This window comes from Tepidibacillus infernus, assembly GCF_048898065.1.
GTDB classification, from domain to species: Bacteria; Bacillota; Bacilli; order Tepidibacillales; family Tepidibacillaceae; genus Tepidibacillus_B; species Tepidibacillus_B infernus.
The window spans coordinates 330111-352280 of record NZ_JBLWFI010000001.1; the positions used below are offsets into that span (position 1 = coordinate 330111).

General features: G+C 37.5%; 24 protein-coding genes. All 24 read left to right on the plus strand.

What is annotated here, in order from left to right:
* The first annotated feature begins 4 nt into the window (after positions 1–4).
* The 24 genes from radC to nadE all read left to right on the plus strand — a co-directional run bounded on the left by radC (position 5) and on the right by nadE (position 22166).
* On the plus strand, positions 5–700 hold the full coding sequence (gene radC / locus TEPIDINF_RS01635) for a RadC family protein (protein WP_082732334.1): 696 nt from the start codon (positions 5–7) through the stop codon (positions 698–700).
* Positions 701–799: 99 nt separating this feature from the next.
* A complete protein-coding gene (locus TEPIDINF_RS01640) occupies positions 800–1831 on the plus strand; it encodes a rod shape-determining protein (RefSeq protein ID WP_421691240.1) in 1032 nt (343 codons plus the stop codon).
* A gap of 45 nt (positions 1832–1876) precedes the next feature.
* Positions 1877–2779, plus strand: a complete 903-nt coding sequence (mreC, locus tag TEPIDINF_RS01645) for a rod shape-determining protein MreC (RefSeq protein WP_068727401.1) — start codon at positions 1877–1879, stop codon at positions 2777–2779.
* On the plus strand, positions 2779–3288 hold the full coding sequence (gene mreD / locus TEPIDINF_RS01650) for a rod shape-determining protein MreD (protein WP_068723090.1): 510 nt from the start codon (positions 2779–2781) through the stop codon (positions 3286–3288). The genes mreC and mreD overlap by 1 nt, the downstream gene beginning before the upstream one ends.
* A 20-nt stretch (positions 3289–3308) precedes the next feature.
* Positions 3309–5255: a peptidoglycan D,D-transpeptidase FtsI family protein gene (locus tag TEPIDINF_RS01655; protein WP_421691241.1), complete on the plus strand. Its 1947-nt coding sequence runs from the start codon at positions 3309–3311 to the stop codon at positions 5253–5255.
* A gap of 44 nt (positions 5256–5299) precedes the next feature.
* The gene (gene minC, locus TEPIDINF_RS01660) at positions 5300–5950 is read left to right on the plus strand and encodes a septum site-determining protein MinC (protein WP_068723094.1); all 651 of its coding nucleotides are present in this window, start codon (positions 5300–5302) and stop codon (positions 5948–5950) included.
* A 13-nt stretch (positions 5951–5963) separates the two neighbouring features.
* Complete coding sequence (minD, locus tag TEPIDINF_RS01665; protein WP_068723096.1) at positions 5964–6761, plus strand: septum site-determining protein MinD; 798 nt, start codon at positions 5964–5966, stop codon at positions 6759–6761.
* A 102-nt stretch (positions 6762–6863) separates the two neighbouring features.
* Complete coding sequence (rodA, locus tag TEPIDINF_RS01670) at positions 6864–7991, plus strand: rod shape-determining protein RodA (protein ID WP_068723105.1); 1128 nt, start codon at positions 6864–6866, stop codon at positions 7989–7991.
* Between the two features lie 262 nt (positions 7992–8253).
* Positions 8254–8904 carry a M23 family metallopeptidase gene (locus TEPIDINF_RS01675; protein WP_068723107.1) on the plus strand — a complete coding sequence of 217 codons (651 nt, stop codon included), beginning with the start codon at positions 8254–8256 and terminating at the stop codon, positions 8902–8904.
* Positions 8897–9760 (plus strand): site-2 protease family protein, encoded by an 864-nt coding sequence (locus TEPIDINF_RS01680; protein WP_082732338.1) that lies wholly within the window; start codon positions 8897–8899, stop codon positions 9758–9760. Before TEPIDINF_RS01675 ends, TEPIDINF_RS01680 begins: the two co-directional genes overlap by 8 nt.
* Before the next feature lie 57 nt (positions 9761–9817).
* Positions 9818–11281 (plus strand): Rne/Rng family ribonuclease, encoded by a 1464-nt coding sequence (locus TEPIDINF_RS01685; protein WP_068723109.1) that lies wholly within the window; start codon positions 9818–9820, stop codon positions 11279–11281.
* Between the two features lie 162 nt (positions 11282–11443).
* Positions 11444–11755 (plus strand): 50S ribosomal protein L21, encoded by a 312-nt coding sequence (rplU, locus tag TEPIDINF_RS01690; protein WP_068723117.1) that lies wholly within the window; start codon positions 11444–11446, stop codon positions 11753–11755.
* A gap of 8 nt (positions 11756–11763) precedes the next feature.
* Positions 11764–12108 (plus strand): ribosomal-processing cysteine protease Prp, encoded by a 345-nt coding sequence (locus TEPIDINF_RS01695; protein ID WP_068723120.1) that lies wholly within the window; start codon positions 11764–11766, stop codon positions 12106–12108.
* 15 nt (positions 12109–12123) lie between these two features.
* Positions 12124–12414, plus strand: a complete 291-nt coding sequence (gene rpmA / locus TEPIDINF_RS01700; protein ID WP_068723122.1) for a 50S ribosomal protein L27 — start codon at positions 12124–12126, stop codon at positions 12412–12414.
* 126 nt (positions 12415–12540) lie between these two features.
* Positions 12541–13167 carry a Spo0B domain-containing protein gene (locus TEPIDINF_RS01705; protein ID WP_068723124.1) on the plus strand — a complete coding sequence of 209 codons (627 nt, stop codon included), beginning with the start codon at positions 12541–12543 and terminating at the stop codon, positions 13165–13167.
* Positions 13154–14437 (plus strand): GTPase ObgE, encoded by a 1284-nt coding sequence (gene obgE, locus TEPIDINF_RS01710; protein WP_068723126.1) that lies wholly within the window; start codon positions 13154–13156, stop codon positions 14435–14437. The genes TEPIDINF_RS01705 and obgE overlap by 14 nt, the downstream gene beginning before the upstream one ends.
* 149 nt (positions 14438–14586) lie before the next feature.
* Positions 14587–15039 (plus strand): ACT domain-containing protein, encoded by a 453-nt coding sequence (locus tag TEPIDINF_RS01715; protein WP_068723128.1) that lies wholly within the window; start codon positions 14587–14589, stop codon positions 15037–15039.
* 12 nt (positions 15040–15051) lie between these two features.
* Entirely contained in the window at positions 15052–16359 is a 1308-nt protein-coding gene (locus TEPIDINF_RS01720; protein WP_068723130.1) for a homoserine dehydrogenase, read from the plus strand.
* Positions 16356–17423: a threonine synthase gene (thrC, locus tag TEPIDINF_RS01725; protein WP_068723132.1), complete on the plus strand. Its 1068-nt coding sequence runs from the start codon at positions 16356–16358 to the stop codon at positions 17421–17423. Before TEPIDINF_RS01720 ends, thrC begins: the two co-directional genes overlap by 4 nt.
* A 5-nt stretch (positions 17424–17428) precedes the next feature.
* Positions 17429–18361: a homoserine kinase gene (gene thrB / locus TEPIDINF_RS01730; RefSeq protein ID WP_068723134.1), complete on the plus strand. Its 933-nt coding sequence runs from the start codon at positions 17429–17431 to the stop codon at positions 18359–18361.
* A gap of 93 nt (positions 18362–18454) precedes the next feature.
* Complete coding sequence (gene ilvE / locus TEPIDINF_RS01735; protein WP_068723136.1) at positions 18455–19372, plus strand: branched-chain-amino-acid transaminase; 918 nt, start codon at positions 18455–18457, stop codon at positions 19370–19372.
* A gap of 138 nt (positions 19373–19510) precedes the next feature.
* Positions 19511–20245 (plus strand): LysM peptidoglycan-binding domain-containing protein, encoded by a 735-nt coding sequence (locus tag TEPIDINF_RS01740; protein ID WP_421691242.1) that lies wholly within the window; start codon positions 19511–19513, stop codon positions 20243–20245.
* A gap of 91 nt (positions 20246–20336) precedes the next feature.
* Positions 20337–21317: a phosphotransferase gene (locus TEPIDINF_RS01745; protein ID WP_068723141.1), complete on the plus strand. Its 981-nt coding sequence runs from the start codon at positions 20337–20339 to the stop codon at positions 21315–21317.
* Between the two features lie 96 nt (positions 21318–21413).
* On the plus strand, positions 21414–22166 hold the full coding sequence (gene nadE, locus TEPIDINF_RS01750; protein ID WP_068723143.1) for an NAD(+) synthase: 753 nt from the start codon (positions 21414–21416) through the stop codon (positions 22164–22166).
* The last annotated feature ends 4 nt before the right edge of the window (positions 22167–22170 follow it).

Consider the following 22170-nt stretch of genomic DNA (forward strand, 5'->3'; position numbering starts at 1 on the left):
TCACATGGAACAGATGAAACAAATAATGGTTAAGGACATTCCTGTAGATGAACGTCCGCGGGAACGAATGATCTATTATGGTGCTGACAGTTTAAGTAATGTTGAATTGTTAGCGATCCTGTTGCGAACGGGGAGTAGTAATGAATCTGTTTTTCAACTTGCCCAAAAAATTTTATCAGAAATGGAAACATTACAGAACTTATTAGACGTTACTATAGAGGAACTTACTAAAATTAGAGGGATAGGTCCGGCTAAAGCTGTGCAATTAAAAGCAGCGATTGAGTTGGGTAAAAGAATAGCAAAACATTCTCCTCAAGATAAAGTGACAATTCGTTCCCCAAAGGATGTTGCTGATTATTTAATGGAAGATATGAGATATCTTAAACAAGAACAATTTGTTGCTTTATTGTTAGATACCAAGAATCAAATCTTGGCAAAAGAGGTAATCACCATTGGAACATTAAATTCTTCAATTGTTCATCCTCGTGAAGTATTTAAACCGGCAATTAAGAAAAGTGTTTCGGCGATAATTGTTGCACATAACCATCCAAGTGGTGATCCAACACCTAGTCGTGAAGACATTGATGTGACAAAGCGTTTAGCACAAGCAGGTGAGATTTTGGGGATTGATCTGTTAGATCATCTTGTAATTGGTGATGGACGATATACATCGTTAAAAGATAAAGGATTTTTTACCTAAAAATGGTGATGGATTTATTTCTTTATTGAAGTATAATTTTAAATTGATTGGTAAACTTTTATGACATCATTTGTATAGGGCGAAGGGAGACTTTTTATTATGTTTAGTGGACGTTACATCGGTATAGATTTAGGAACAGCAAATACATTAGTGTATGTTAAAGGAAAAGGAATAGTTGTAAGAGAACCTTCTGTAGTAGCCATTAATAATGAAACGAAAGAGATTAGAGCGGTAGGTAATGCAGCCAAACAAATGATTGGGAGAACACCTGGAAGTATCGTGGCAAGACGCCCAATGAAGGATGGGGTAATCGCTGATTTTGAAACAACAGCAAGAATGATCAGCTACTTTATTAGCCAAGCAGTAAAAAATCGTGGTTTGATCCCAAGAAAACCATATATCATGGTCTGTGTTCCATCTGGTATTACAGAAGTGGAAAAAAGAGCAGTCATTGATGCTGCAAAACTAGCTGGTGCTAAAGAAGCTGAAGTGATTGAGGAACCTTTAGCCGCTGCTATTGGTGCAGATTTACCTGTTTGGGAGCCAACAGGTAGTATGGTTGTAGATATTGGTGGTGGAACAACTGAAGTAGCGGTTATCTCTCTAGGTGGAATTGTAAGTAGTCGTTCTATCCGTGTGGGTGGGGACGAAATGGATGAAGCCATTACTCAATATATCAAAAAAGTGTATAGTTTAATGATTGGGGAAAGAACGGCAGAACAATTAAAGATCGATATTGGAGCAGCGATTGCACCGATTAAGGATGAACAGATGGAAATCAGAGGACGTGACCTCATCACAGGTTTGCCAAAAACAATTACTGTGACTTCCAAGGAAATTGCTGAAGCCTTAACTGATACAGTAGATAACATTATCGAAGCTGTAAAGATTACATTGGAGAAGACCCCACCTGAATTAGCAGCAGATATTATGGATCGAGGGATCGTACTAACTGGTGGCGGGGCTTTATTACGAAATCTAGATCGTTTACTTAGTGATGAAACAGGTATGCCAGTTGTTGTCGCGGATAATCCATTAGATTGTGTGGCCATTGGTACAGGAAAATCTTTAGAACATATGCATTTATTTAAAGACAAGGATAAAGGAAAACGATCAAAGAAAAGTAAATAGGGGTAAGGTTTGACCGAACAAATAGAGAACGAGTAGGTGTTTGGATTGTTTTCTAAGTTATTTAGTAATAAGCATCTGATTATTATTTTGTTTAGTTTAATTATTTTGGTCATCGTAATGGGACTAACGCTTAATCATCGTGAATTAACATGGCCAGAGAAATTTTTAAAAGATACCATCTCGCTAACCCAAGGTATTTTATATAAACCCGCTAGCAAAATAGCGGGTTTCTTTGAAGATATCAACAATTACACCTTGACTTACAAAGAAAATAAGTCACTTAAAAAGATATTACATCAATATTCACAAGTCGTTGCAGAATTAAATCAGCTGCGAGACGAAAATAAACGATTAAAAGAAATGCTAGATTACAAGGAGAAGGCAGTCAACCAGTACCAACTTAAAGTAGGACAGGTTATTGCCAGATCTCCTGACCGCTGGAATAATATGCTTATCATAGATCAAGGTTCAAACGATGGGATCAAAAAAGATATGGCAGTTATTACGACCCAAGGTTTGATTGGGAAAGTATATAGTGTGTCTAGTTTTTCTTCTACCGTCCAATTGGTCTCTAGTAGCACAGATGGTGGCTTTATCTTTGCTGCTATTCAAAGTGAACCTATGACATATGGTGTGGTTGAGGGTTATGACAAAAAGAGAAATGAATTGCAAATAAAAAAAATTGACCTCGATGCTGTGATCGAGCCTGGACAATTGGTTACTACCTCAAATTTAGGTGGCGTATTTCCTTCAGGGATAGTGATCGGAAAAGTGGTTAGGGTAGAAGAAGGAGAAAATGGAGGTTTAACCAAAACAGCATATGTTCAACCTGCAGCAGATCTGTACCATATAAATGAAGTATATATTGTGATGAAAACCAATGTTCAATCGATTAACAGTGGAACAGTACAAGAATCTGAAGAGACACCATCGAAGGAGGTAAAGTAATGGGGAAAGGTTGGATCAATGGTTTACTTTTTCTTCTTTTCCTTTTTGAAGGTACAATTTTCCAATTCCTGACCGCTGATCGATATGGTTCTTCATATGGGATTGTTCCTCGTTTTGTTCTAGCCACAATCATTTTCATCTCAATTTTTAAAGGTAAAACTTATGGCTTGTATGTAGGACTTTTTTTTGGATTTCTTCAAGACATTGTCTATGGAAATGTAATTGGGGTCTATACGATTGGAATGGCTGCTATTGGTTATTTTAGTGGATGGTTAATTCAATATTTTCATCCTTCTTTATCAATCTATGTTTTGTTTCAACTTTTTAGCCAGCTCCTTTTTGAACTCTATCTATATGGAATGTTACGTCTATTTCATCTGATTGATATATCTATAGAATGGTCAATGTTACACTTAATGATCCCATCTGTTGTTGTGAATGTTGCTTTTGCTATATTGGTGTATAAACCATATTTCAGACTTATACAAGAAAAAAGAAAAGATGGCTAGTATAGAGTGAGGTGATGACAATGAAGAAAAAAACCAAAGAAAAGAAACCCATTTCTTTAATACGGATCAATATCTTATTTTTTATTGTGTTTCTTTTGTTTGCTGTCATTATCTTCCGCCTATCTTTTGTTCAATTAGTAGAAGGGGCTAAATATAAAGCTTTAGCTGATACAAATCGAGTTAAAGAGATTCCTTTTACTGCACCGCGTGGATTGATTATGGATGCGAACCATGAGGTGCTTGTGAATAACAAAACAGTTTGGACGATTACGTTCCAAATCAATGAAAACCAAAAACAAGATTACGAACAAATTGCAGCCTATTTAGCAGATATTCTTGTTAAGCCTGATGAAGACAAGCAAAAATTAAAAGAAACAATTTTAAATGATATGGATGTGGGTCCTTTTTTTAGGGCTTCAAAATATATTCCTAGAACGATTCGCGTAGATATTGATGAAAAAACCAGAGCTTTTATTGAAGAACATAAGTCGGAATTACCTGGAATTGAAGTGATTCCAGACCAGATGCGCAATTATATCAATGGGGATTTTATGGGTCATGTCTTAGGATATACCCGTAACATTCCTAGTTCTAAATTGGACTACTACCTTGCCTTAGGTTATAAATTAAACGATCGCATTGGGCGATATGGATTAGAAAAGCAATATGAGGAAGTCTTGCATGGAAAAGATGGGGAATATGTTGTTGAAGTAAACAGTGATTATGAAACAGTGGAGCAAAAATCGTTTACGAACCCTGTTCCGGGTAATAACCTCATTTTAAGTATTGATAAAAGGTTTCAAGATGAAGTAGAAAAGGCATTAGAAAAACAAGTCAATGAAATTAAAAATAGGCCTATAAAACCGGCAAAAGATGTCGAAATTGCTACGGCTGTGGTGATGAACCCGAAAACGGGAGCTATTTTGGCAATGGGAAACTATCCCCGGTTTGATCCCAATTGGTATAATGGCTCAATTTCCACTGAGCTTTATAAAGAGAAAATTATGCCTTATGAGGCAAATACGGCTATACGCGGTCGTTTTCCAATGGGTTCTACCATGAAGCCATTAACTGTTCTTATGGGATTACAAGAAGGCGTGATTACTCCAAATACGTATATTTTTGACAATGGTAGAATTCAATATGATAAGGATCCATTGGGTAATCCAATCTATATGAGAAATGCGCAAGGTCACGCCTACGGCAACTTAAATCCTCAAACTGCTTTACAAAAATCAAGTAATATTTTTATGACTGAAGTCGTCATGAGAATGAGAGCAAAATATGGTCTTTCAAAAACCATGGAAAAGATGCGGTATTATGATCAAATGTTTGGCCTAGGGAGTGTAAATACAGGGATTGACCTTCCTGAAGAACTACCAGGAATGATTGCAATGAGTTCTAAAACAATCAAAGTGAATGGAAAAGAAAAAAGAACTACTTTCCCAAATAGCAACTATGTTCAACAATCGATTGGGCAGAATGACACTTTTACGCCATTACAATTAGCTCAATATGTAAGTACAATTGCTAATGGGGGTTACCGTATGCAACCTTACCTCGTGCAAGCGATTGAAGAAGGAACCCCATCAGGAACAAGCGGAAAAATATTATTTAAACGAGAACCTAAGGTGTTAAATAAAGTAGAAATATCACCCGAAAATTTAAAAACCGTACAAGAAGGAATGCTTTTGGTAACCCAGCCAGGAGGAACAGCTTATAGCAGCTTAGGAAATCTCCCTATAAGAGTTGCTGCAAAAACGGGTACGGCTCAGTCCTCGGATCGAAGAAAAGAAGATAATGCTGTATTGATTGGATATGCACCATATGAGGATCCAGAAATTGCTTTTGCCATTATTGTCCCTCATGGTGGTTATGGTGGCTCAACTGCAGGGCCGATTGCGAGAGAGATCGTAAAGGCCTATTTAGAAATCTATAAAAATGGATCGAATCTTAAGCAGGAATAATCAATAACTTGGCGAATTGTAAAAGAACGAGGTGATCTTTGGCGATGACTATGAAACAAAATGTAATCATCAAAGGGACCAAAGATGGCCTAATGTTCCTTTTAAATGATGATTGTTTATTTGACGATGTCATTGAAGAAATAAAGGAAAAATTAGAACATAGCCATCAAGCGATTTTAACAGGTCCAATCATGAGAGTCACAGTAAAAACAGGAAATCGAAAGTTGACACCCTTTCAAAAGGAATTGATCAAGGATGTAGTAAAAATTCAGGGGAATTTATATATCCATTCTTTTGAAAGCGAAGAAGATGAATTAAAAAAACAACCGGAAGATCAGGTTCAATTGATCTCAGGGACGATACGTTCAGGACAGGTATATCGATTTGAGGGAAATGTACTTTTTGTCGGTGATGTAAATCCTGGCGGGAATATAATAGCGACTGGGGATATTTATATCCTTGGTTCGTTACGTGGGTTGGCGCATGCTGGTTTTGGGGGGAATAAAGATGCGGTTATTGCAGCATCCGTGATGAAACCAACACAATTACGAATTGCTGATGTGGTGAGTCGATCTCCTGATCAATGGGAAAAACATGCAATCCAAGAATATGCTTATGTAAAAGATGATCAGGTTGTCATCGATCCAATACAGTATTTTACTAAGTTTAAAAAGATTATGAATTCGGTGATTTAGGGGAGGGGTTAAAATGGGAGAAGCAATCGTCATTACTTCTGGAAAAGGTGGAGTTGGTAAAACCACAACAACCGCTAATATTGGAACGGCCCTTGCTTTATCTGGAAAAAAAGTATGCTTGGTCGATACAGATATCGGTTTAAGGAATTTAGATGTAGTGATGGGACTGGAACATCGAATTATCTACGATTTGGTTGATGTGATTGATGGTTCCTGTCGATTACAGCAGGCCCTTATCAAAGATAAACGATTTGATCACCTCTTTCTATTACCAGCAGCACAAACCAAAGATAAAAATGCTATTTATCCAGAACAGATGAAAGAGATCGTGAATGAATTAAAGAAAGACTTTGATTATATTCTAATCGATTGTCCAGCGGGAATTGAACAAGGGTTTAAAAACGCAGTGGCAGGTGCAGATCATGCTGTTGTTGTTGCAACGCCTGAAACAGCATCAGTCCGTGACGCAGATCGAGTGATTGGCTTATTGGAGGCTGAACGTCATATTAGCTCTCCCAAATTAGTGATCAATCGGATACGTCCTCACATGATGAAAAAGGGAGACATGCTAGATGTGGAAGAGATTGTTTCCATTTTAGCTATAGATCTATTGGGCATTGTTCCAGATGATGAGCATGTGATTAAATCTTCTAATCATGGTGAGCCGATTGCCTTAAATCCCGAGACCTTTGCAGGAATCGCTTATCGTAATATTGCCCGTCGGATTTTAGGGGAAACTGTTCCTTTAATCAATCTAGAGGAAAAACAAGGATTATTTTATAAAATGAAAAAATTACTTGGCATGAAATAGCAGGCCTTTTAAGGGTTCCTGCTATTTTTTCGGTGTGCTTTGTAGGTTATAATAGTAGTGTGCTTGGCATAGGCCGAGCTTTCTTTTAGGGAGGCTTCAAGGATGGATTTTTCAAAAAAATATCTCAAATATATTGATTATTGGATCATTATGATCGTTATTGGCTTAGGTGTATTTAGTTATTTTGGGATTTCTAGTGCAAAACCAGATAGTTCTTTTGCAACAAAACAATTGATTTGGTTTGTGTTAGGTTTCTTTGTCTTGATCATGGTCTTGTTGATTGATTATGAACTATTAAGCCAATACGCGTACTTTCTATATGGAATTGGAATGGTTCTATTACTAGGGCTATTATTTTTTGCAGACGAAACAAAAGGTATTACGGGGTGGTACGAAATTGCTGGGATAAAATTTCAGCCGTCAGAGCCGATGAAAATTTTTACGATTATCACCCTAGCAAGGTACCTTCATAAACGAGAAGAACGGCCTTTTAATCGATTTATTGATCTTTATCCTATTTTTTTGATCATTGGTGCTCCTCTCCTTTTAATTCTTTTACAACCTGACTTAGGGACTGGATTAGTCTTTATTACGATCATGGTTAGTATGATGTTAGTCTACGGAGTAAAAATCAAACATTTTGCCATCTTAGGTAGTATAGGAGCAACAGGGATTGCATTCTTAACGTATCTTTATTATTTTCAGGAAAAAATCTTCTTCAAAATCATCGCTAAATACCAGTGGCTTCGATTAACTTCCTTTTTAGATCCTAGTAAGGATCCAGTAGGCAGTGGATATCAAGTGATCCAGTCGCTAATCGCTGTTGGCTCAGGAATGTTAAAAGGAGTTGGCTTATATCAGGGAAAACAGGGGAAGAATAACTGGGTACCTGAGGCCCATACAGACTTCATCTTTTCTGTGATTGCAGAGGAGCATGGCTTTATAGGGGCTAGTTTATTGATCTTACTCTTTTTTCTCTTGATTTATCGTATTGTTCGGATTGGGATGGAATCAAAAGACCGCTTTGGTACTTATGTAGCTGCTGGAATGGTCGGCATGTGGGTCTTTACCATCTATGAGAATGTGGGCATGACCATTAGTTTAATGCCGATTACAGGGATTCCGTTACCTTTTATTAGTTATGGGGGAAGTTCTTTATTGGCCAATTTTATTTCATTAGGAATTATTTTAAATATAGGGATGAGAAGAAAAACATTAATGTTTGAATAAGGTATATATTCCTTTGGCTTGTCATATCTTTTATTAAGTTTGTATATTCCAACGCGCTCCGTTGTCCGTATATTTCTATGACAGAAAAAAAGGTGAGAAATACATTCCCAAAGTACACAAAGTGTACAAGTGACGCTACACAGCTAAAGCTGCTAGTCGTCCTACGATCGCTGTTTTTGGAATATACAAACCTCCAATGATGAGAGGAAGAAAGTTACACTTTCTTTACTTTTAAATAAGACAAGCCGAAAGGATGAGAAGTGTGAGGGGGCCGCAAAAACCTAGTCGTATCCCATTTCCAACCAAAAAGAAAACCTATCCCTATTCAACCCAAGTAGAGAATAAAGATCATTTTAAGTCTGTATTTAGGATTTTTTTATCGCTGGTGCTAATTACCGCCCTTTATTTTGTATTTCAATCAAACCATCCTGTTGCTCAAATGATCCAAAACTTTACAAAAGAGGCTTTAACAAAGGAATATAATTTTGCTGGTGTGAATCGTTGGTATCACGAAACATTTGCAGGGAACCCAGCGATTTTACCTACCTTCGCCATCAAAGAAAAATCATCCGAGACTCAAGTTTTTGGGTCCCCTATCAACACTCCACCTATTGATGTAAAAGGAGCAGATCAGGGAATCCTGATCCAAACCAATTCAGCTGAAACCGTTGTTGCGGTAGACAGAGGATTAGTTAAATTTGTAGGGGAAGACCAAAAGCTAGGACAGACCATCATAATTCGTCATACCAATGGAATTGAAAGTATTTATGGAAGACTTAGCAAAATTGAAGTAACTACAAATGATTGGATTGAAGCAGGTCAAATGGTTGGAAGAACAGAACGAATCTTGTTTTTTGCTATGAAAAACCAAGACAAATACATCAATCCTTTGGGTGTGATACCGTTTGATTAACATCCTATCTGAAACCAAAATCGCTATTAATCCTTTTTTTTGGCTTGTGATTGTAGGGGCAATTCTTACAGGGCAGTTTTTAGAAATCATTACCCTATTTGGAATTGTGATTATTCATGAACTTGGACATGTCTTTGCAGCAAGAAGTTATGACTGGAAAGTAACGGAGATTCAGCTATTGCCCTTTGGTGGAGTAGCCAAAGTAGAACAAGCAACAGATTCACTCTGGCAAGAGTTTATTGTAGCGATTGCAGGGCCATTTCAAAATCTAATGATGATTTTGGTCGCGATCGTTTTTGAGAGATTACATTTGTGGTCAAATGATTGGACCACTTTTTTTATTCAAGCAAATACTTGGATTGGTTTATTTAATCTTTTACCTATTTCTCCCCTTGATGGGGGCAAACTTATGAAGATCTTTTTTTACATCTTTTTGTCATTTAGAAAAGCGATCCATACCTCCATTTTTTTAAGTCTTTTTTTATCCGTGATTTTTCTTATTTGGGGAAGTGGGTTTGGATTTAGTGAGAAAATGAATATCAATGGTCTTTTTCTAGCGATCTTTTTTATCTACATCAATTGGATGGATGCAAAGCAATTACCTTATCATTTTTGGCAATTTCTCTTGATGAAGGTACAAATGGAACCAATGAGAAATGTAGCTGCTATTCCTATTATCGTCCATCAAGACACTACTGTGATGCAGGCTTTACGTTTATTAAGAAAACAACGTTATCATCTTTTTTATCTATTATCCAATAATGGTGAGGTGATTCGTGTACTCCCCGAAGAAAAAGTACTACAAACCATTTATCAGGGAAAAGAATTGTATCAACCCATTCATCATATACTCTGACTATCAGGATATGATAAAATAAATTAAATAGAATTTGGACGGGAAGGAAGGGAAACGATGAGAAAGATCATTGTCCATGTGACACAGCATGATTCAAGAGCAGCCATACTAGAAGATGAACGACTTGTGGAATTTTATGTTCAAAAACTTGATGATGAACAACTAGCTGGAAATATCTACCTAGGAAAGGTAGTTAACGTGTTGCCAGGAATGCAGGCTGCTTTTGTCGATATTGGCCTTGACCGAAATGCTTTTTTGTATGTGGATGATGCTGTCCCTTCCAAAAAGCAAGAAGAGCGAGGAAAGAAAGTGCTACCAACAATAAAAGAAGTTTTGCAAGTAGGGCAGGAAGTGCTCGTACAGGTCAAAAAAGAATCCTTTGGCAATAAAGGGCCAAGGGTGACAAGTCATATTTCTATCCCTGGAAGATATCTTGTTTACATTCCAGACGGGGATTATATTGGCGTATCAAGAAAAATAGAGAGTGAAGAAGAACGAAATCGATTAAAAACGATTGGAGAATCTTTGAAGCAAGCTAATGATGGAATGATTATTCGTACAGTAGCTGAAGGGGCTAGCGAAGAACAGCTAAAAAGAGATTTTCAATTTTTACGAATGATTTGGACAAAAGTATTAGAACAAAGTTGGAAGAGCCATTCACCAATGTTATTATATAAAGATTTGGATTTAGTCCCCCGTTTAGTTAGAGATTTATTATCTGAGGATGTCGTTCAATTCATGATCGACGATGGCTTCCAATATCGTAAAATACGTGAGATGATTCAATATTCCGCACCCGAATTAACAGAACGTCTTTATTTATATACAGAAAAAGAATCGGTATTCGATGCTTTTCATATCACAGCTGAGATCGAAAAAGCGATGAAAAGAAAAGTATGGTTAAAAAGTGGAGGATATTTGATCATTGACAGGACAGAGGCACTCACTTCAATCGATGTGAATACTGGTAAATATATCGGCCACACTAATTTGGAAGAAACCGTCCTTAAAACAAATATGGAAGCAGCGGTAGAAATTGCTCGTCAGTTAAGATTAAGGGACATTGGCGGGATTATTATTATTGATTTTATTGATATGGTACAGGAAGAACATAGAGAAAAAACGCTTCATATCTTACAAGAAGAAATGAAGAAGGATCGAACTAAATCCAATATCTTAGGTTATACTCAGCTAGGTCTAGTTGAAATGACGAGGAAAAAAGTACGCCAAAATTTGGAGAGTACTTTATTAAGGACTTGCCCCATGTGTGATGGAATAGGTAAAGTGATTTCAGAAGAGGAAATGAGTCGGAAGATCGAGAAGGAGCTTGTAACCTACCAAGATTACACGACTATTCAAAGTCTGCTAGTTGAGGCTCATCCCTATGTCACATCTTATTTAATTGGGATAAATGGAGAGAACCTACATCGTTTAGAAAAACAACTAGGAATGAAGGTTCAAGTGAAAGGAAATCCAGCTTTTCATCTTCACCAATTCGAGATCCATCACAAGGTGGATTAGTTCCATATTAAGAGATTTTGATTGGATTTGTTGACACTTCCCTTCAATTATGTTACTATTCTTAAAGTATGTGTTAAATACACGAGTACCGCACAAAATGGGTTAAAGCATCTTGTTGCACCTAATTTTGGCGAGTCCCTAAAAAGAGGAGGTTCAGCATTCATGTATGCAATTATTAAAACAGGTGGTAAACAGTACAAGGTTCAAGAAGGCGATGTCATTTACATTGAGAAATTGTCAGCAAATGAAGGGGAAACTGTTGAATTTGATCAAGTTTTAGTTGTTTCCAAAGACAATGGTATAGTCGTAGGTAACCCAACAGTTGCAGGTGCAAAAGTAACAGGTAAAGTAGAAAAACACGGTAGAGGTAAAAAAATTATCGTCTTTAAGTACAAGGCGAAGAAGAACTACCATAAAAAACAAGGACATCGTCAACCATTTACTAAAGTAGTTATTGAAAAAATCAATGCTTAATTAAAACGATGATTCAAGTTAAAGTAATAAAATCGAGCGATGAACAACGGATTTTACAAGTTACTATTCACGGGCACGCTAATTTTGGCAAGCTTGGTCAAGATATCGTCTGTTCAGCGGTTTCAGCTTTGGCTTTAGGAGCAGTCAATTCTGTAGAAATTTTACTAGGAATAGACTTAAAGCCAGAGGAAAATCCTAAACAGGGTGGTTATTTATTTTGGAACGTCCCGCAAATGGATGACCCTATAACAGATGATCGATTACAGTTGCTGATGAAAGCACTTGTTGAATCGTTGTTAATGATTGAAAAAGAATATGGTCGCTATATACGAGTCAATATACAAACATCCTAACAGGAGGTGGACATTATGTTAAAAATGAACTTACAACTCTTTGCTTCTAAAAAGGGAGTAGGTAGTACTAAAAACGGTCGTGATAGTATTGCAAAACGTCTTGGTGTAAAACGTGCTGACGGACAACACGTTTCTGCTGGTAGCATTTTAGTTCGCCAACGTGGTACTAAAATTTATCCAGGTGTAAATGTGGGTATCGGTGGCGATGACACTTTGTTTGCTAAAGTAGAAGGCGTTGTGAAATTTGAACGTCTTGGACGTGACCGTAAAAAAGTAAGTGTTTATCCTGTAGCTGCTGAAGCTTAAGAGTTTGATTTAAATCTGATTAGATTAAAGCGATTCCCAGTCAATAGGCTGGGAATTTTTTTTGCCAAAACCATAACCTTTGATATACTATATGGATGATAGGAATTAGAAAGTGGAGTTGAGTACATGATAGATAAGAATCTGATTCAACAAACGAATGAAGAAGGAAGCGATGATTATCATATAAAAATAATAGATCTGATGAAATTTTATCGTCATGATTGGTTAAACCATTTTCAAGTGATCTTAGGGTATGTTTCATTAAAAAAATATGAGCAAATTCCTCACTACATACAAAAGGTCATTGAAGATGCAAAAAAGCGAAGCATCATTTCAAATTTTGAACCAAGTGAATTAGCCGTTTTTTTGTATATGATGATGATCGAATACCCAAAACTAAATATAGAATTAGAACTAGATGAAGGGTTAGAAATCAAAGAAGAAGATGTGGATGGAAAGTGGATTTTACACCATTTAAAAGGATTTCTTGATCTTTTTGATCAAAGGGCAAAGATGGATGAAGAATACCATTCCTTATTTCTTTCACTAAACAACTTAGACAAAAAAATGATTATCATCTTTGAATATGAGGGAAATATTAGCCCCGTGATGGAGAAAATAAAAGCCATGGGCAAACAAATTGACTCTGAAGGTGGAAAATTTGAAATCGATTTATACAATGAAGATGAATGTATCATGGAACTTCACTTTCCGTTTAAAGGAATTAGAGGTGTAAATCATGTTTGTAGATAAAGTAAAAATTTATGTAAAAGCTGGTGATGGCGGCAATGGCCAAAAAGCCTTCCGCCGAGAAAAATATGTTCCTATGGGCGGTCCCGCTGGTGGTGATGGTGGAAAAGGTGGGGATATTGTTTTTCAAGTTGATGAGGGATTAAGAACCTTATTAGATTTTCGCTATCAAAAGCATTTCAAAGCGGAAAGAGGGGAACATGGCCGTAGCAAAGCACAGCACGGGGCTAATGCAGAAGACATGGTGATCAAAGTTCCACCTGGGACAGTGATTATTGATGATGATACCCAAGCAGTGATTGCAGATTTAACCCGTCATGATCAAAGGGTTGTCGTAGCAAGGGGTGGCCGTGGTGGCCGTGGGAATATGAGATTTGCAACACCTGCCAACCCTGCTCCAGATATCGCTGAAAAGGGTGAGCCTGGTGAAGAACGTTATTTGGTTTTAGAATTAAAAGTGATGGCTGATGTTGGGCTAGCTGGATTCCCGAGTGTAGGGAAATCTACTTTACTTTCTTCTGTCTCCAAAGCAAAGCCCAAAATTGCAGCATACCATTTTACAACCCTTTCTCCTAATTTAGGTGTTGTGGATGTAGGAGATGGGCGGAGCTTTGTAATGGCTGATTTACCAGGATTGATTGAAGGAGCCCATATAGGTGCAGGATTAGGCCATCAATTTTTAAGGCATATTGAACGAACCAGAGTTATTGTCCATGTTGTTGATATGGCAGGCACAGAAGGAAGGAACCCTTACCAGGATTGGGTCAAAATCAATCAGGAATTGGAGCAATATAATTTAAGACTGATGGAGCGCCCACAAATTATTGCCGCGAACAAAATGGATGTACCAGGAGCAGAAGAGAACTTAGCCCATTTTCGCGAAAATGTAGGGGAGCAGTATCCCATTTATCCAATCTCAGCTGCAACAAAACAAGGAGTTCAAGAATTATTATATGGAATTGCTGATCTGCTTGATCAAATACCAGCAACACCGCTTGTTGAAGAGATTGAACAAGAGGAAAGAAAAGTCTATAAGGATGAACCTGTGGAAGAAGATACTTTTACTGTAAGAAAAGAAAATGAAATTTATGTAGTTGAAGGAGCAAAAATAGAAAAACTATTTAAAATGACGGATTTCAATCACTATGATTCAGTTCAGCGCTTTGCTCGAATCTTAAGGAAGATGGGTGTAGATGATGAATTGCGTAGATTAGGTGCCGAAAATGGAGATAGTGTTCGAATTGCTGATTATGAATTTGAATTTGTAGAATAACTTAAAGGAATAGAATCATTTAGTGAAGACCAGCTTAGGGGAAACCCTAAGTTTTTTTTATTCCCTTAAAAATTTTACTTGTTTAAAGTGAAAAGAAGGATTACAATGTCTATTATAAACAAACAAATGTTTATTTCAGGGGGACAATAATGAGTAAACGAAAAAGTGAAGAAATCTATTATTTAGTGCGGTCAGACATTTTACCTGAAGCGATTTTAAAAACGATTGAAGCAAAAAAGTTACTGGATAGTCATGAAGTAGAAACCGTGTATGAAGCGGTAGAAAAAGTTGGCTTAAGTCGAAGTGCCTATTATAAATACAAAGATGGGGTCTTTCCCTTTAATGCAATGATGAAAGAAAAGATCGTGACCATTTCGATGGATCTTGAACATAAATCAGGAATTTTGTCCAAGGTTTTAACCTATATTGCTCAGATTGGTGGGAATATTTTAACGATCAACCAAACCATCCCTTTGCAAGAGACGGCGAATGTAATTCTATCAATCGATACCGTCTATATGGAATTAAGTGTTACCGATTTACTAGATACTTTAAAAAAAATGCCGGGAGTACGCAAAACACAAATATTAGGAAGAGGATAGGAGAGAGAAAAGATGAGTGGGGAAAAAGAGATTAAAGTCGGATTGCTTGGATTAGGTACGGTGGGCACTGGTGTGGCAAAACTGATTGAAGGCCATCAAGAGGATTTAATCAAGCAAACTGGAAATCGTATTACGATTCAAAAGATTTTAGTGCAAGATAAGGATAAAAAAAGGGAGATCTCTATCGATAAACAATTAGTGACAGATGATCCATGGGAAGTATTAAAAGACTCAGAAATTGATGTAATTATTGAAGTGATGGGGAATATCCATCCTACCTATGAATATCTGATGTTTGCTTTAGAGAAAGGGAAGCATGTGGTTACAGCAAATAAAGACCTAATGGCTCTTCATGGAGCAGAACTCTTGGCGATGGCAAGTGAGCACCATTGCGACCTATATTACGAAGCAAGTGTTGCAGGGGGAATCCCAATTATTCGTGCATTGGTTGAAGGCTTTGCCTCCGATCGTATTACTAAGGTGGTTGGAATCGTTAATGGAACGACCAACTATATTTTATCGAAGATGAGTGAAGAAGGACTACCATTTGATGAAGTTTTGGTAAAGGCTCAAGAATTGGGTTATGCCGAAGCAGATCCTACCTCTGATGTAGAAGGTTATGATGCTGCAAGAAAAATGGCGATTTTAAGCAATCTTGCCTTTCACATGGATGTGAATGTTCATGATGTAGAAGTCAAAGGGATCACTAAAGTGACCGAAGAGGATATTCGATTTGGTAAACAACTTGGTTACGAAATTAAACTCCTAGGTATTGCCAAACAAAATGATAATCTTCTTGAAGTAAGCATCCAACCTACCATGGTTAACAAACACCATCCTTTAGCAAAAGTAAGTGGGGTATACAATGCGATCTATGTATATGGGGAAGCGGTAGGGGAAACGATGTTTTATGGTCCAGGAGCAGGTCAACTTCCCACCGCTACAGCCGTTGTCTCTGACCTTGTCACTGTGATAAAGCAAATGAATTTGGGGGTTAATGGTAGAGGGGTCGTTGCTCCGTACCGGCCAAAACAATTAAAATCCGACGATTTAATTACCTCTCGTTACTTTATCCGTCTGAGGGTTCTTGATCAAATTGGAGTTCTTGCAAAGATTACCCAACATATGGCTGAACACATGATTAGCTTGCAAGAGATTCTCCAGTTACCTGATACAGAAGAACAAAAAGCTCAATTAATCTTAATCACCCATGAAACATCAAAAGCACAGTTAAATAAATTTTTAGCATTGATGGAAAAATTAGAAATTATTGATCAAATCAGTAGTGTTTATCCAGTTGAGGAGGGGGAAATCGCATGAGTTGGCAGCCATTATTAAGAAAATATCAAGAATTTTTACCAATCAATGAACAGACACCTATATTATCTCTTCATGAAGGAAATACTCCTTTAATTGAAGCAAAACAGCTTTCTAAAGAGTTAGGGATTCGCTTATTTTTAAAATTTGAAGGGATGAATCCAACTGGATCATTTAAAGACAGGGGCATGGTTTTAGCTGTAACTAAAGCCCTTGAGGAAGGAAACAAAACAGTCATCTGTGCTTCTACTGGAAATACATCTGCAGCAGCAAGCGCCTATGCAGCAAGTGCCGGAATGGACAGTATTGTTGTCATTCCAGACGCTAATATTGCTCTAGGAAAATTAGCGCAAGCCCTCACATATGGTGCAAAGGTCATCTCTATTAAAGGGAATTTTGACGATGCCTTAGATATTGTTCGGGAGATTTCCAAACAAGAAGCCTATACTCTAGTTAACTCTGTGAACCCCTATCGGATTGAAGGACAAAAAACGGCAGCTTTTGAAATTGTGGATGAACTTGGGTTTGCACCAGATTATTTGGCCATTCCTGTAGGAAATGCAGGCAATATAACAGCTTATTGGAAAGGATTTAAAGAATACAAAGAGGCAGGAAAAATGTCTTCTTTACCAAAAATGTTAGGCTTTGAAGCAGAAGGAGCAGCTGCTCTTGTCAAGGGGGAACCGATTTTACATCCTGAGACGATTGCAACAGCCATTCGAATTGGCCGTCCAGCAAGCTGGAATGGGGCTATGAACGCCGTTCAAGAATCTCAAGGGGTTATCGATTCTGTAACAGATGATGAAATTTTAGAAGCGTATCAATTGGTTGCTAGAAAAGAAGGTGTTTTTGTCGAGCCAGGTTCAGCAGCTTCTTTAGCAGGTATCTTTAAAAAGTGGAGGGAAGGATATTTGCCTAAAGGATCTACTGTCGTAAGCGTCTTAACAGGCCATGGACTAAAGGATCCGAACATTGCAGTACAGACGGTAAATACCAAGCCAACGATCGTTGAGAATAACTATGATGCCGTCCTACAAGCGATTCAATCTTTAACAGAGAGAGGTTAAGCAATATGAATGCACAGATGTTTGAAGTGAAGGTTCCTGGAAGTACAGCTAATCTAGGACCAGGGTTTGACTCCTTGGGGCTTGCTTTGCCACTGTATTTAATCATTCGTCTTAAACCAGCAGCAAAGACCTCGATCAAGATTATTGGAGATCATTTATCCTCATTACCAAGGGATCGAAGCAATTTGATTTATCAGGTTATGGAGCATTTATTTCACTTAGAAGAACAAAAATTGCCTCCAATTTCCCTTGAAGTTGAAAGTGAAATTCCATTATCACGAGGATTAGGTAGCAGTGGTTCAGCCATCGTTGGAGGATTATTAGCGGCAAATGAACTATTAGAAAGGAAAAAGTCGAAAGAAGAGCTTTTTCAAATTGCTTCCCAACTAGAGGGTCATTCAGATAATGTTGGTGCTTCATTGTTTGGTGGATTTGTTGCCACATCCTTTGATGGAAAAAGAGCAATGATCACACATTTTCCATTTGCTGAAAACCTTCGCTTAATGTTAGCTATCCCCACTTATACATTATCGACTGAATCGGCGAGAAAAGAAATTCCAAACCATATTCCAGTTAAAGATGCTGCTTACAATATAGGTCAAACGGCTTTACTCATCTCTTTTTTAATGACTGGGCAAATCGAAAAGCTTGCTACTGCAATGAACGATCGAATTCATCAGCCATATAGGCAAAACGTGGTAAAAGGGTTAAAGCGAATTTTGGATGATATGGAACAGATGGGCATTTACGGTGCTGCTTTAAGTGGGGCTGGGCCAACTATTCTACTTTTTGTCAATGAACAACAAATTTCTACGATGGAAAATTACTTGAAAAATGTAGCTATGGACGAGCAAATAGACTTTCAAATTAAAACATTATCCATTGAAAAAGAAGGGGCAATAGTATACCACTCTACGGCTAATCGACAGATTATTTAAAATTTTATATTGACTTCATTTCTTTAACTCTTTATAATGATGGTTAATTACAGTCATGTATTTTCAAAAAAATGGAAAGGGGATCTGGGGAGAATGGGAGAGAACTCAGAGGAAAAACGATATATTTACATGAATGGGGAGTATGTAACGGAAGAAGAGGCAAAAGTATCTGTTTTTGATCATGGTTTTTTGTATGGTGATGGTATCTTTGAAGGAATCCGTGTCTATTCGGGGAACGTTTTCCGATTAAAGGAACATATAGACCGACTATATGATTCTGCAAAATCGATCCTACTAGATATTCCAATGTCAAAGGAAGAAATGATCGAAAGCGTTGTAAATACAGTAAGGAAGAATAACCTTAAGGATGCCTATATTCGTTTAGTGATTTCAAGAGGAAAAGGTAATTTAAGTTTAGATCCATTTACATGCCATCATCCTCAAGTGATTATTATTGTTGATAAAATTAAATTATTTAATGAGGAAATGCATGAAAAGGGTCTAAAAATTATTACCGTACCGACAAGAAGAAATACTCCAGATGCTCTGAATCCCAAGATTAAATCTCTTAACTATTTAAATAATATATTGGTAAAAATAGAAGCTCATTTAGCTGGGGTAAGTGAGGCTTTAATGTTAAATGGTGAAGGTTATGTGGCCGAAGGATCAGGGGATAATATTTTCATTATAAAGAATGGAAAGCTTTATACCCCACCAAGCTATTTAGGTGCCTTAGAGGGAATTACCCGTCAAGCCATTATGGATATTGCTAGACGTTTGGGATTTGAAGTATTGGAACAGCCTTTCACTCGTCACGATGTTTTTGTAGCGGATGAGGTCTTTTTAACGGGAACAGCAGCAGAAGTGATTGCTGTTTCTGAAGTAGATGGGCGTATGATTGGAAATGGTTCACGTGGTCCAATTACCAAAGCCTTACTCAATGAGTTCCAAAAGTTAGTGAAAGAGGATGGCATTCAAGTTTATCCAGAAGTTCATCAAACAGCAATCTAAACGATAAGAAAACCTAAAAAAGGAATAAACGATGAAACTCGCTTCTTTAATAAGAAGGCGAGTTTTTTTGTGCCCAAATCATTAGCAAAATACTCATAGGCGCATATGATGTAGTGTATTTAGCAAGGAGGGTAGACAATGAAGATTTATATTGTCAAAAAAGGAGATACTCTTTGGAAAATTGCGCAAAGACATAATGTGGATTTGCAAACCTTAATCGATGCGAATCCTCAAATTACAAATCCTGATGTCATTGATGTTGGGATGAAAATTATGATACCAACAGGAGGAATGCCAATGGAACCGAAGCGTCCAACACCAAAGATGCCTGTTCCACAACCACCGGTCATACCAGAGCCGGAGACCCCAGCTCCACCAGCACCACAATTACTACCACAAATGCCTATGATGCCCATGCCAATGATGCCACCTCATCATAAGCATAAAAAACACAAACATCATCATCACCACCATTATATGCCGATGATGCCAGAAATGCCGATGCCGATGCTACCGACGATGCCAATGCAACCACAAATGCCGATGTCACCCTATGTATCACCATGGCAAATGGGTCCAAGGCCTAGAATTCCAAGAAGAATGCCGATGAGACCACAAATGCCATATGGACAAATTCCGTATATGATGGATCCATGTCTACAAATGCCAATGGGAATGTATCCAGCCTATGAATGGGATGGAAGCTCAAGCTATGGCTCTAGCAGTTCTATGGAAAGCAGTTCAAGTATGGGTTCTAGCTCGGATGGGAGCAGTTCAAGCTCATCAAGCCCAAGCTCCAGCAGTTCGATGGGGAGTAGCTCTCATGGTAGCCATCGGGCTCCTTTTCCTCAGAGACCTCGTCCATTCTTCTAAACAGGATGACTAATTACAAATGCATACCTGCTATCCCTTAATTTTTAGGGGATAGCATTTTATTTCACTTGAATATTAGGAGGTTTTTACAATGGAAGAATGGCTAAGTCAAGAGCTTATTAATAACTATGGGATAGAACCTACCCAGATCAAATCATTATATCATTTGTGGCAAGTCGAATCGAACCAAGGAACATGGATTATAAAGGCGTATCCTAAACAGGCTATTCTGATTCATTGGTTATATGATATGACTCAAGCACTAAAAAGAAAAGGGTTTGCTCATTTTTCGCAAATTGTAGCAAATCGTTATCAAATTCCCTGGTTTGGCACATTCGAGCATCCTTTTATGGTGATGGAATATGTTGAAGGTCGACATGCAGATTATCATTGTTTAGAAGACCTATCTCTAGTATTAAATGTTCTTGCAGAATTTCATCATCATGGATCATGGATTCAGACGAAAGCCCAGCCTAAAAAACGCTCTACAATCCAAGAAAAATGGATGGATCGCCTGAATGAATTTAAACAACTGTATCAGAATCTTCTTTTTAAAACAAATCTAGATCCTTTTGAGCAACAAATTATAACCTTAGGGCCTGATATGATTCATTTTGCAGAAAGAGCACTAGAAACGTTAGATGGCCAATGGATGAATCGCTTGCAGCAAGAAGCAATAGACAATCGAATGTTAGCCCACAGGGATGTAGCTAGTCACAACTTTTTAATTGGAGAAAAAACATCGATGATTGATTTTGATTTAGCTGGTTATGAAGTACAGATATTAGATGTTTGGCAGTTATTCAATCGAGCGATGGTTGAGTGGGAATGGGATTTGAATATATTTCAACAGATGGAAGAACAATACCAACAGAATCATAAACTAAGGGATCAGGAGAAAAAATTGATTCATCAATTATCTTTATATCCTAATGAATTTTTTCGTGAAAGTCTTGGTGTATATAAAAGACCAGAAAAATATAGAAGAAAGAATGTTAGCAAAATGATGAACCATTATATGGAGGAATGGGATCGTTTTACACAATATCAAAAAGAAATTGTAAGGATTTGATTAGCAATAAAAGAATTTGATTTGAAACAAGCTACAAACTTGTGTATGATTTTGGTAATGAATAAAAGACAAGCCTAAACAAAAGGAGGAAGTTCCATGGATATTTTTCAACAAAAACTAGAAGCCTACCTAGAAAATATCGAAGAAGATGTAAAAAAAAGAACAGATTTTATCCGTGAGTATATCGAAAGTGCTCATGCAAAAGGAGCAGTTGTCGGGATTTCCGGTGGGATCGATAGTGCGGTGTCTGCAGCATTATGTATAAAAGCCTTAGGAAAAGAGAATGTGCTTGGAATCTGGATGCCTGCCTATTCTAGTCCTGTACATGAAAAGGATGCAAAGGCACTAGTAGAAGCGATCAATTTAAAGTTGGTTACGGTGGATGTAGGCCCTGCCTTCGATGCCATTACAAAGGAAATGGAAAAGATAGAAAAACTAAATGATTTGGCAAAGGGGAATACAAAAGCTAGACTCCGAATGACCACTCTTTATGGAATCGCAGGACAATTAGGATACCTTGTTTCTGATACCTGTAACTATTCAGAGATCTATGTGGGCTATATGACAAAGGGTGGCGATGGATTAGCAGATTTTAACCCAGTTTCTAGTTTGACCAAACATCAAATTCGAATTTTAGCAGAATATATAGGTATTCCTAAGCAAATTATCACCAAGGCCCCTTCAGCAGATTTATGGGCAGGTCAAACCGATGAACAAGAGATGGGCTTTACATATGAAGACTTAGATCGATATTTGTTAACTGGGAAAGGAAAACCAGAAGTGATTGAGGAAATCGAACGACTCCATCGTAATAGTGAGCATAAACGGTTACTGATGCCTGGCATTTAACTAA